The organism is Xanthobacter agilis, from assembly GCF_021730435.1.
Classification (GTDB): Bacteria; Pseudomonadota; Alphaproteobacteria; order Rhizobiales; family Xanthobacteraceae; genus Xanthobacter; species Xanthobacter agilis.
On record NZ_JABWGX010000010.1, the window covers coordinates 56242 to 68717 of the forward strand.

A 12476-nucleotide genomic window follows, 5' to 3' on the forward strand; every position below is an offset into this window, starting at 1 on the left:
TTCAAAAACCCTGAAGGGGAGGTCCGCGGGCCTCCCCTTTTTGCTGCGCCGACGCGCAATGGATTGTTTAAAAACAAAATTTCACGTCAGCGCGCGGCTTCTCCAGTAGCCATGGCGTTAATGGAGGGTTAAGAAGACTGGGTAATGTTTACTTTGGATTAACATTCGAATACTTATTAAGGTTAACTGCTATTTAAGTAATGTCGGCGATGGTGAGGCCATGAGCACCGCCATCCATCTCCCCTCTGCCGCGCTTCCCGTCCTCGACCGGGAGAGCGCGCGGCTTCCGCGGCATCTTGCCTTGAGCCTGATGCTGGCCGCTTCGGTCAGCGTCCTGAGCCTTGGCGCGGCGGGCAGCGCGGGTGCGCAGCCGTCCGGGCAACCGGTGCTGGGCGCGCCCACGCCCGCCAATCCGACACCGGCTCCCAGCCACGCGGCGCCGGGCGCGGTGAACCCGGTTCCGGACCCCGTTTCCTCCACCCCGGCCCCGGGTGGTGCGTCGGGGGGGATGGAGCCGGTGCCCGCGGCTCTCACGGGCGCGGCATGGAACACGGCAAACCAGGGCTATCAGGCCTTCCAGCAGAAGAATTTCGCCCGGTCGGCCTATCTGGCGCGCGAGGTGCTGCGGCTGCGGCCGGATGCGGCGGCGATGTGGATTTTGCTGATGGATTCCCTCGATGCCGAGGGCAAGCTTTCCGAATCAGTGGCGGCTGGCAACGAGGCCATTGCCGCGGGCGTGAAGGATCCCTCGCTCCGGGCGCGGCTGGTGGCGCAGAGCAAGGTGCTGGCCCAGGCGCCGTCGCTCGCCGCCAACAAGGCGCTGGAGGCGAACGACCCCGCGAAGGCGGTGGATGAGGCGCGCCGGGCCATCATGCTGGTGCCGGACGATCTCAGCTACCGCATGCTGCTGGTCTATGCGCTGATCGCCCAGAAGAATTATGAGGCGGCGGAGAAGGCGGCCGGGGATGCCACCGAGGTCGATCCCCATTCGTTCCTGCCACGGAGCCTGCGGGGATTCCTGCGTGTGCGGCTCGGACAGGTGGCGGGGGGCGAGCGCGATTTCGACGAAGCCCTCAAGGACGAAGTCCTGTCCGGCGACACCGAGCGCGACGCGCGCCTGGTCGCGGCCGACGCGGCGCTGTCGGTCGGCCACATTGACCGCGCCCTCAAGATCCTGGAGCCCCTGGCCCACAGCGACAACAAGGCGGTGCTCTCCCGCCTGTCGGTGGCGCGGGCGGCGCAGAAAAACCCGCGGATCATTCCCGAGAAGGCCAACCAAACCCTGCCGGTGCCCTTCCAGAAGTGCGTTGACACCCCCTATGGACCCTCGTGCGCGCTGGTGCCGGCCGATGCGCCGCCCGGCAGCGGCGTCACCGACACCCCCGGCTTCTACGCCGCCCAGGACGCATTCGAGGCCTATCGCAAGGGCGACGACGTGGTGGCGGAAAAGCGCATTCGCGAAGCGCTTCAGTTCAACCCCAAGAACGGGGCCTGGCATCGCCTGCTCATCGACACGCTGGAACGGGCCGGCAAGCTGAAGGAACTGGAGGCGGCCATCAACGACGCCGCCGCCAAGGCCGGCGACGATCCGGCCCTTCAGGCCCTGCGCGCCGTCACCGACAAGCGCATCGCCGAGCCCGATGCCAACCAGGCCATCAAGGAGCTGTCCGCCGGGCGGCCCAAGAACGCCGTCGCCCTCGCGCGCAAGGCGGTGGAGCGCGCGCCGAATGTGATGCCGTTCCGCCTCATCCTCATCAATGCCCTGATGGCCTCCGGCCAGACCGAGGACGCCGAGGCCGAGGCGGCCGCTGCCGTCAAGGAGGACGAGAACGACCCCCTGCCGCGTGTGCTCGACGCCTGGCTGCTGGACAGGCTCGGCCGGCGCGAGGCGGCGGCGGCCGAGTTCGACAAGGTGCTGGGCTCCAATCTGCTCACCGACGCGGAAGAGGTGAACTATCGCCTCATCGCCGCCAATGCCGCCCTGGTGGCCGGGCAGGGCGAGGACGCGCTGAAGATCCTGCAATCCCTCACCGACGCCAAGAACAAGGATGTGGCCGCCTATCGCCGCACGGCCGAAGCGCTGGTGAAGACGCCCAACATGAAGCGCCCGGCGCTGGTGCCGCCCACGGTGCTGTGCCAGCCCACCAAATATGGGGTGATCTGCTCGGTGTTCTTCGGCGCGCCCGGCGGGCCGGGCGGGGCCGGGCTCAACCCGGCAAGCCCCGGCTATGCCGCCGCCAGCGCCGCTTATACCGCCTTCGGCCGGCGCGACTATGCCACCGCCATCCGCGAGATCCGCAGGGCCATCGACGCCGAGCCCGGCAATGCCAGCTACCGCATGCTGCTCATGAACGCATTGATGGCCGCGGGCCGCTATGCCGAAGCCGAGGGCCTGCTCGACCAGCTGTTGGCGGCGAGCCCGCGCGACGCGGCGCTGCTGATGCAGCGGGGCAACCTGCGCATGCAGGCCCACCAATATGCGGGCGCCATTCGCGACTTCCGCGCCGCCCTGGCCTCGGGGCGGCTCTCGCCCTCGGAGGCGCGCACGGTGCGCTTCTCCTTGGTGGATGCCGCCTTGCAGGCGAAGGATCCGGAGCTTGCCATGTCGGTGCTCCAGCCGCTGGCGAACGAGCAGAGCTATGAGGTGCAGGCGCGCCTCGGCTACACCTACTTGGCCCTTGGCGACAAGGCGCAGGCGCTTGCGGCATTCGAGGTGGCGGCGCGCCGCGCCCAGGGCCGCGAGCAGCGCAACGCCATGCTCACCGCCCGCGTCAACGTGCTGGTGCAGCTCAACCGCAAGGACGAGGCGCGGGCCCTGTTCGCCGCCGCGTACGAGAGTGGCGACCTCAGGAACATGCGGATGGTGGATCTCGCGGTGCTGGCGGGGCAGGCGGGCGAGGATGATCTCGCCTTCCAGCTGTTCCAGCAGGCCAACGACAAATGGCAGCTGCGGGGCACCAATCTCATCAATGCCGGCTACAATGCGCGGCGCACCTACAACAATGCGGTGGCGGTGGATTACTTCAAGCGCGCCATCGACGAGAATCGCAAGGGCGAGCTGCCGCTTGATCCGCAATACGTCTTCGGCCTCCGGCGCGAGGTGGCGGAACTGAGCCGCACCTGGGGCGCCTATGCCTCCATCAGCTACGGCGCGGTGGGCATCGCTCCCGGCTCCTACCTCGCCACGACCACCCCCGGCGCCTATCACACCATCGGCGCCGGCGGCGAACTCTATTGGCGTCCGCCGGGCATTGGCTATCGCGACGGGGCCATCTTCGAGCTGTTCGTGCGCGGTTACACCACACTCTATGACGAGAACGGCGGCACCACCGGCATCGAGACCTTCCAAGGCAGCGTCGGCGCGCGCTGGAAGCCCATCAAGACCGAGAACCTGGTGCTGGAAGTGTCCTATCTCTTCCCCACCGGCGGCACCTCGCGCGAGGATGTGCTGTTGCGGGCGGCCTATTCCAAGGGCGAGGGCACCGACCTGCGGGTGGACGAGCCCAATTGGCGGGCTTGGCAGGTCTATGCCGACTATAATTACTACACCATGCTGCCGGAGACGGTGGCGAGCTTCGAGGTGCGTTACGGTCACGCCTTCCGGCTCGATCCCATCAGCGACCATCTGGTGCTGTGGCCGTTCGTGGCCCTCGGCGGTGCCTATGACAACGGCTATGCGACCCCGTTCGCCATGGGCGTCGGCCCCGGCGTGAGCCTGCGCTACTGGTTCAACGAGGACGAATACCAGGCACCCCATTCCTACCTGGACCTCATGGCCCAGTACCGCTTCAAGCTCGCCGGCGACGAGCGCGCCGAGGGCCTGTTCGCCGGCGCCTTCCTCTCCTATTGAGCGGGGCGGCCACAGCGAACGGATCTGCGCGGCGAGAACCTTATGCCAAAGGCCATGAGCGTCACGCGCGGGCCTTTGGCAAGGTCCGCGCGGCCCCGGCCAAAGACCGGGGCCGATGGCATCAAGGGGCGCCGCTTCATTTTTGCGGCATCGGGGCCCCGCGTGGCGGTTTCTTGCGACATGTCAAAGCGGTTGCGCATCGTGTGGCACATGGGTGACATGACACAGCCCCGTCAGCCCCGAGACGATGCCATGATGAATACGGCCATGAATACGGCCATGAATACGGCCACTTCCCCTTCGGCCACCCTGCGACCGGACACGCCCGCCCCGGCGCCGCTCGACACCGCCGGCCTGCTTGCCCGCTATGGGCGCCCGGTGCCGCGCTACACCTCTTATCCCACTGCGCCGCATTTCACGCCGGAGGTGAGCGGCGAAACCTATGCCAGCTGGCTCGCCGCCGTGCCGGCCGGGAGCGCGGTTTCGGTCTATGTGCATGTGCCGTTCTGCGCGGAGCTCTGCCTGTATTGCGGCTGTCAGACCGCGGTGGTGCACAACGCCAAGCCCGTCACGGCTTATGCCGAGCGTCTGGAAGAAGAAATCGCGCGGGTGCGCGCGCACCTGCCGGCACAGCTCACCCTGACGCATCTGCATTTCGGTGGCGGCACCCCCACCATGCTGGCCGAAGCGGATTTCGCCCGGGTGATGGGGGCGCTGCGACGCGCCTTCGACTTCGCGCCGGACGCCGAGATCGCCATCGAGATCGACCCGCGTACCATGGATGCCGACAAGGTGGCGGTGCTGGCGCGCGAGGGTTTCAACCGGGCCAGCCTCGGCGTGCAGGACTTCGAGGAGAAGGTACAGGCGGCCATCGGCCGGCGGCAATCCTATGCCGATACCAAGGCGGTGGCCGACGCGTTGCGGGCCGCCGGCATCACCGCCATCAATCTCGACCTCATGTACGGCCTGCCTCACCAGACCGCCGAAACCGTCACTCATACGGTGGAACAGGCGCTGGGCCTCGATCCGGACCGCATCGCCGTGTTCGGCTATGCCCATGTGCCGTGGATGAAGAAGCACCAGACCCTGATCCCCGAGGCCGACCTGCCGGGGCTGCTGGAGCGCCTGACCCAGGCCGAGCTGGTGTCCGATCTGTTGACCGGGCATGGCTATCGGGCGGTGGGGCTCGACCATTTCGCCCGCGCGTCCGATCCCATGGCGCTGCGGGCCGAGGCCGGTACCCTGAAGCGCAATTTCCAGGGCTACACCACCGACGACGCGCCGGTGCTGCTGGGGTTCGGCGCCTCCTCCATCGGCGCGCTGCCGCAAGGCTATGTGCAGAACGTGGCTTCGACCGCGCAATGGCACCAGGCCATGGAGCGGGGTGGCCTGCCCATCGCCCGCGGCATCGCCTTGACCCATGAGGATCGGCTGCGCCGGGCCGTCATCGAGCGGCTCATGTGTGACCTTAAGGTGGATCTTGACGCGTTGGCCGCCGCTCACGGGGTGCGGGCGGATCTGTTCGATGCCGAGCTTGCGGCGCTTGATCCCCTGGTGGCCGATGGGCTCGCGCTGCGCCGGGGCCGGGTGGTGGAGGTGCCGGAAGCGGCGCGCGCCTTCACCCGCGTGGTGTGCGCGGCGTTCGACCCGCGTCTTCAGGCTGCCCGCGTGCAGGAGCCGGAAAAGAAAAGGCACGCCGCTGCGGTTTAGGGCAGGGCGTGCCAAGGCAAGATGCGGCGGTCGATTGCGTCTCCGCCGCATAATCCGGGAAGTGGGACCCGGAACCGAAGCTTCAGGCGTTCAGGCCGCGCAACGCGCTGCTGTCTTTCAGGAGCACCCGGCGCGAGGAGGGCAGGGCGATGGCGGCGGTTTCTTCCAGATGAGTGAGCGTGCGCGACACAGTCTCGATGGTCAGGCCGAGATAATCGGCGATGTCCTGGCGCGACATGGGCAAGGTCACCTCGGTGCCGCCGGTGGTGGAGCGCTGGGCCATGTCCAGGAGGAAGGTCGCGACCCGCTCCTGGGCGGTCTTGCGGCCGAGCACCAGCAGGTGGTTCTGCGTCCGCGTCAGCTCGGCTGCGGTCAACGCCCACAGGGCATGGGCGAGCTCCGGATCGTCGCTGGCCCGGGCGAACAGAATGGCGCGCTTCACCCGCACCACCTTGCACTCGCTCACCGCCTCGGCGGAGAAGCGGTGGCGGGCGGCGGTCTCCCAGCCGAACACGTCGCCGGCCAGGCAGAAGGTCTCGATCTGGCGGCGGCCATCGCCCAGCAGCTTGCAGATGCGCACCGCGCCGGTCAGCACGATGAAAATGTGTTCAGCCGCGGCATCCTCGGCGAAGATCTCGGAATTGCGGTCGAAGGACGTGACCACGCCGAGGCTCGCCAGGACGTCGCGTGGCGTGCGCGGGGCGGGCTCCTCGCTCCACTGGACGGGCGGCAACGACTGGACATATGCCTTCTGGGTCATTGCGGCAGCGGGGCTCGGCATCGGAAAAACCCTCCTGAAATCCCTATCAGCGATACGCTCCGGCTGCGTTGCGAGAAATTCGGAACGAACACTTAAGTCGCGCCCCTTAGGTATGTTTACGGAGGCCCAGCGATTGCGTAACAAGGCATGGACGCGTTCAGCGCGCGGGTGGCGGATCGGCGGCCCGCGGGTGCCGGAGGGCGTGCTGCGGCAAGAGGTGGGCGGCGCGTGCCGGAACGTCCGCGTTTCGGGACGGAAAAGGGTGAGGTCACGGCCTTGACGGATGGGAAGACGGCGGTTCCGCCGGCTGCGCGGGCGCCGAAGCTGCCGCGCGGCCTTTGGCTGGACCTGGGGCGGGGCGGGGCCGCGGCCGCGGTGATGCTGGGCCTGTGCGCGGTTCTCGATCTGCCGCCGCTGGACGCGCCCGGTCTGTTGCTGCTGCTGCTCGGCATCGTGGCGGTCAGCGGCTTGGGCCTCGCGGCCGCGCTCGCGGCGCTGGTCGTCGGATTGGGCGGCGGCGTGCTGATGGCGGCCCTGCTGCCGGATTTCGGGCCACTGAACTGGCCAGGCGCGACTTTGTTCCCGATCGTGGGCTGTGGCATCGTGGTGCTCGGCGAGCGGCTGCGCCGCACCCGGCTCGATGCCGCCGCCCGCACCCGCGATCTCCTGGCGCGGGAAGCGCACCTGTCCTCCATTCTCAGCACCGTGCCCGACGCCATGGTGGTGATCGACGAGCGCGGCGTGATGCAATCCTTTTCCGCCACCGCCGAGCGCCTGTTCGGCTACAGCGCCGAGGAGGCCCTGGGGCAGAATGTCTCCATCCTCATGCCTTCGCCCCACCGGGAGGGGCACGACGGCTATATCGGCCGGTATCTAAAGACTGGCGAACAGCGGATCATCGGCATCGGCCGGGTGGTGGTGGGCGAGCGCAAGGACGGCTCGACCTTTCCCATGGAGCTGTCGGTGGGCGAGATGCGCTCGGCCTCCCGGCGGTTTTTCACCGGCTTCATCCGCGACCTGACGGAACGGCAGGAGACCGAGGCGCGGCTGCAGGAGCTGCAGGCGGAGCTGGTGCACATCTCGCGCCTCACCGCCATGGGCGAGATGGCGTCCACCCTGGCCCATGAGCTGAACCAGCCGCTGTCGGCCATCGCCAATTACATCAAGGGCTCGCGGCGCCTGTTGGATGGCGGCGCGGTGCGCACCGAGATGCTCCAGGGGGCCTTGGAGAAAGCGGGCGAGCAGGCCCTGCGCGCGGGACAGATCATCCGCCGGCTGCGGGACTTCGTCTCCCGCGGGGAAAGCGAGCGGCGCCTGGAAAGCCTGTCCAAGATGGTGGAGGAGGCGAGCGCGCTCGCCCTTGTGGGGGCCAAGGAACATGGTATCCAGGTCCGATTCCACTACGATCCGAAATGCGACGTGGTGCTGGCGGACAAGGTGCAGGTTCAGCAGGTCCTTCTGAACTTGATGCGCAACGCGCTGGAAGCAATGATGGGAGCACCCCGGCGGCAGCTTCTGGTGCAGTCCGAGCCGGCAGAGGACGACATGGTGATGGTGAGCGTCATAGACACGGGCTCTGGCATCTCTCCGGAGATCAGCCATCAGCTTTTCACGCCCTTCGTCACCACCAAGCGGCACGGCATGGGGGTTGGACTGTCCATTTCGCGCACCATCATCGAGGCCCATGGCGGCCGCATCTGGGCCGAGCCCAACCCGCTGGGCGGCTCCATCTTCCGCTTCACCCTGCGCCTGGTCAGCGAGGGGGCGCCGGCCGATGTCTGAGATCGCCATCATCCACGTCATCGACGACGACGAGGCGGTGCGGGAATCGCTCGCCTTTCTGCTCGCCACCGCCGGCCACCAGGTGCATGAGCACGCCTCGGCGCGGGCGTTCGTGGAGGCGGGGCTTCCGGCCTCCGATCCCACCGTCTCGTGCATCATCACCGACGTGCGGATGCCGGACATGACCGGCATCGAGCTGCTCCAGCACCTGAAGGAAAAGGGCTCCGGGGTGCCGGTGATCGTGGTGACCGGCCATGGCGACGTGCCGCTGGCGGTGGAGGCCATGAAGCTCGGCGCCGCCGATTTCTTGGAAAAGCCGTTCGACGACGTGGCCATCCTCGATACGGTGAAGGCCGCCCTGGCGCGCATGCGCAAGGTGTATCAGCACGACGCGATGCGGGAGGAGGTCAACGAGCGCATCGCCGGCCTCTCGCAGCGCGAACGGCAGGTGCTGGAATGCCTGGTGGCGGGACAGGCCAACAAGATGATCGCCTATGATCTCGGCATCAGCCCGCGCACGGTGGAGGTCTATCGCGCCAACGTGATGACCAAGATGAAGGCGCAGAGCCTGTCGGAACTGGTGCGCATGGCGCTTTTGGCGGGCATCACGCCCGGCGCGGCCTGATCGGCTTGATCTAACTCAAGGCCAGGGCGCCGGCGGAAGGGCTAATCTCGGTCAACCGACCATGTGGACCCATGAGCGGGTCATGGGAAGCTTGCCGATGAACGTGGGGTTTAAGGTGGAAGCGGCGTTGGGACGCGAGGCCAAGGTCTATGCCGAAGCCGGGCGCAATGCTTTTGCGCCCCCAATTCATGCCGCGGTGGCCGACCTTGCGCCGCTGGCGGGCGCGAGCGGCGGCGCGCCGTCCTTCGCCGTCGCGGCGCCGCAACTGGGCAGCGATCCGACGCGGGTGACGAGCATGCCGTGGGTGGTCCACATCGTGGACGACGACGCGGCGGTGTGCAATTCCCTGAAGTTCGCCTTCGAGCTTGATGGATTCGACGTGCGCACCTACGGCGGCTTTCAGGAGTTGATGGCCGCCGACCTGCCGTGCCGCGGCTGCATGATCGTGGACTACAACCTACCGGAGATCAACGGCCTGGAGCTGCTGCGCGAGCTTGACCGGCGCAATGTGCACTTGCCCTCCTTCCTCATCACCACCAATCCGAGCTCGACCGTGCGGCAGCGGGCGAGCGCGCAGGGCGTGTCCATCATCGAAAAGCCGCTGCTCAGCAACCAGCTCAGCGAAGCTGTGCGTGACAGCTTCACGCAGGCCTTGCCCTGCTGAGGCCTCTGGCCTCGCGCATCTGCCATTGCCGGCACCGTTTTCCTCGCGGATCATTTTCCGAAGCGCGTCTCCATCCCTGCGGCGGGCTTTGGCAGAAGGCGCCAGCCCCGCCCTGGTCGACACCTCGGCGCCTCCCGCCGGCATGATGGTGCCGACGGCGTTGGCCCGCGCGGCTTGCGCCCGCGGCCCGAATGGCCGGTTCACCGGTTTTCTTCGCGCCAACGGGTGCCCCTTCGCCCGAAAACATCCTACACGCGACGATGGACGCGGGATCGCCCCCGTGCGCCGCAGACGACCGGAAGGCCAGCCATGACCACCCGCAATCTCGACGCGTTGTTCCACCCCTCGGCCATCGCCTTGGTGGGGGCCAGCAACAAGCCCGGATCCATCGGCGCGGTGATCGCCGAAAACCTGTTCGAGGCCGGCTTTCCGGGGCCGATCCTCACCGTGAACGCCAAGGAGCGGGTGCTGCGCTCCTCTCTCAACCATGCGCATGTGAACGATCTGCCGATTCCGGTGGACCTCGCCGTGGTGACGGCGGAGCCCGATCAAGTGCCGCAGATCATCGCCGACCTTGGTGCCAAGGGCTGCCGCGCGGCGGTGGTGACCGCCTCGGCGTTCGGGGAAGGGGCTAAGCTCGAAGGCACGGAAGTGTTGCAGCGGATGCTCGATGCGGCCAAGCCCCATCTGTTGCGCATCCTGGGGCCGAACTGCATCGGCTTCATCTCCACCGGCGCGCGCATCAACGCCAGCGTGGCCCATCTCATGCCGGCCAAGGGCGACGTGGCCTTCGTCACCCAGTCGCGCACCATGGCCAATGCCGTGCTTGACTGGGCCAGCGCGCGCGGCATCGGCTTTTCCCATGTGATTTCCCTGGGCGACAAGGGCGACATCGATTTCGGCGACCTGCTGGACTATCTCGCCCTCGACAACACCACCCGCGCCATTCTGCTCTACGTGGAGAGCATCACCGACGCGCGCAAATTCATGTCGGCGGGCCGCATCGCGGCGCGCACCAAGCCGGTGGTTGTCATCAAGGCCGGACGCAGCGCCGCCGGCGCGCAGGCGGCGCGCTCCCATACCGGCGCGCTCGCCGGCGCCGACCTCGTCTATGACGCCGCCTTCCGCCGCGCCGGCATGCTGCGCGTGCCGGAGCTGCGCGAGGTGTTCGAGGCCATCACCACCCTGTCGTCGGGCATCCGCCTCCATGGCGACCGGCTGGCCATCCTCACCAATGGCGGTGGCGCCGGCGTGCTGGCGGTGGATGCGCTGGAGGTCGCAGACGGCCGGCTCGGCACCCTCGACGCCGCCACCCTGTCCACCCTCGATGCGGCGCTCCCCGCGAACTGGTCGCGCGCCAACCCGGTCAACATTCACGCCAACGCCCCACCCAAGCGCTATGCCGAGGCGCTCAAGGCGCTGCTCGCCGACAAGGGATCGGACGGTGTCCTGGTATTGAACTGCCCGACCGCCGTCACCGATGCCAAGGGTGCCGCCGACGCGGTGCTGGAAGTGCTGGAAACCCGGCCCCGCGCGCCGGTGCTCACCTGCTGGCTGGGCGAAAGCGCGGCCGGCGAGGTGCGCCGCAAGTTCGCCGCCCGCCGGGTGCCCACCTACGAAACGCCTGATGAGGCGGTGCGCGCCTTCGGCCATCTGGTGGCCTATCAGCGCAACCAGACGCTGCTGATGGAGACCCCGCCGGCCCGTACCTTCGAGGAGCCGGACCGCGCCGAGGCGCTGCGGATCGTGCAGGGCGTGCTGGCCGCCGGCCGCAAGGCCCTGGGCGAGTTCGAGGCCAAGGCGGTGCTGGCCGCCTACGACATTCCGGTGGTGGAGACCCGCATCGCGGCGACCCCCGAGGACGCGGGTCGCATCGCCGCCGAAATGGGCCTGCCGGTGGTGGTGAAGGTGCTGTCCCACGACATCACCCACAAGTCGGATGTAGGCGGCGTGCGGCTCGACCTCCACACCGCCGCCGCGGTGGAGGCGGCCTGCCGCGACATCATCGCCTCGGTGGCGCAGAAGCGGCCCACCGCCCGGGTGGACGGCTTCACCGTGCAGCAGATGGTGCGCCGGCCCAATGCCCAGGAGCTGATCGCCGGCATCGCCAATGATCCCACCTTTGGCCCGGTGGTGCTGTTCGGCCAGGGCGGCACGGCGGTGGAGGTCATCGGCGACCGCGCGGTGGCGCTGCCGCCGCTCAATGGCGTGCTCGCCCGGGAGATGATTTCCCGCACTCGGGTGGCGAAGCTGCTGGCCGGCTATCGCGACCACCCGCCGGCGGACATGGAGGCGGTCGCCTCCACCCTCATCAAGATCGCCGAACTGCTCGCCGATCTGCCGCAGATCGCCGAACTCGACATCAACCCGCTGTTGGCGGACGAGAATGGCGTGATCGTCCTCGACGCCCGCATCGTCGTCAACGAGGCGTCGCAGGACGGGACGAAGCGCTTCGCCATCAGGCCCTACCCGCCGGAGCATGTGAAGCAAATCCCGCTGAGCGACGGGGCCTTCGTGACCCTGCGACCGATCCGGCCCGAGGACGAGCCCGGTCTGGTGGACGTGGTGCGCCGCTCCGACCCGCAGGATGTGCGGATGCGCTTCCTGGGCTCGGTGAAGGACTTCCCGCATCTGATGGCGGCCCGCCTGTCTCAGATCGACTATGATCGCGAGATGGCGTTCGTGGCCGAGGAGACGTCGGGCGACATCTGCGGCGTGGTGCGCATCATCGCCGATCCGGACAATGACGAGGCGGAATACGCCATCATGGTGCGCTCCGACATGAAGGGCAAAGGCCTCGGCTATCGCCTGATGACGGAGATCCTCGACCATGCCCGAAGCCGCGGTCTCAAGCGGGTGTTCGGTGACGTGATGCGCGAGAATGGGCCCATGCTGCACATGGCGGAAGACCTTGGCTTCAAGGTCGCGCCCAGCAGCGAAGACCCGTCCGTGATGCGCGTGGTCATTGCGCTGTGAGGATTCGGCTACCGGCGCGAACTTGACGATTGCCCAAGGCCAGCCCACTATCCAGCCTTGCACATGAAGCGGGCTCGGATCACGATGACGGGACAGGACCTCCGCATGG

At 67.9% G+C, this 12476-nt stretch carries 7 protein-coding genes; 6 read left to right on the forward strand and 1 reads right to left on the reverse strand.

Annotated features, from left to right (window positions below; all coding sequences use genetic code 11):
- The first annotated feature begins 220 nt into the window (after positions 1-220).
- Together HUW53_RS09265 and hemN are read left to right on the forward strand one after the other, a co-directional pair.
- Complete coding sequence (locus HUW53_RS09265) at positions 221-3850, forward strand: bacteriophage N4 adsorption protein A (RefSeq protein WP_237345468.1); 3630 nt, start codon at positions 221-223, stop codon at positions 3848-3850.
- A 279-nt stretch (positions 3851-4129) separates the two neighbouring features.
- Positions 4130-5560, forward strand: a complete 1431-nt coding sequence (gene hemN / locus HUW53_RS09270; protein ID WP_237345469.1) for an oxygen-independent coproporphyrinogen III oxidase — start codon at positions 4130-4132, stop codon at positions 5558-5560.
- 82 nt (positions 5561-5642) lie between these two features.
- On the opposite strand, the gene HUW53_RS09275 is transcribed toward hemN, so the two are convergent.
- Positions 5643-6320, reverse strand: a complete 678-nt coding sequence (locus tag HUW53_RS09275) for a helix-turn-helix domain-containing protein (protein WP_237345470.1) — start codon at positions 6318-6320, stop codon at positions 5643-5645.
- 276 nt (positions 6321-6596) lie between these two features.
- Here HUW53_RS09275 and HUW53_RS09280 point away from each other — a divergent pair, with 276 nt between their 5' ends.
- The 4 genes from HUW53_RS09280 (at position 6597) to HUW53_RS09295 (ending at position 12367) form a co-directional block, all read left to right on the forward strand.
- Positions 6597-8102, forward strand: a complete 1506-nt coding sequence (locus tag HUW53_RS09280) for a PAS domain-containing sensor histidine kinase (RefSeq protein WP_419836124.1) — start codon at positions 6597-6599, stop codon at positions 8100-8102.
- Complete coding sequence (fixJ, locus tag HUW53_RS09285) at positions 8095-8727, forward strand: response regulator FixJ (protein WP_237345471.1); 633 nt, start codon at positions 8095-8097, stop codon at positions 8725-8727. Before HUW53_RS09280 ends, fixJ begins: the two co-directional genes overlap by 8 nt.
- A gap of 97 nt (positions 8728-8824) precedes the next feature.
- Positions 8825-9391, forward strand: a complete 567-nt coding sequence (locus tag HUW53_RS09290) for a response regulator transcription factor (RefSeq protein WP_237345472.1) — start codon at positions 8825-8827, stop codon at positions 9389-9391.
- 309 nt (positions 9392-9700) lie between these two features.
- Positions 9701-12367 (forward strand): bifunctional acetate--CoA ligase family protein/GNAT family N-acetyltransferase, encoded by a 2667-nt coding sequence (locus HUW53_RS09295; protein WP_237345473.1) that lies wholly within the window; start codon positions 9701-9703, stop codon positions 12365-12367.
- The last annotated feature ends 109 nt before the right edge of the window (positions 12368-12476 follow it).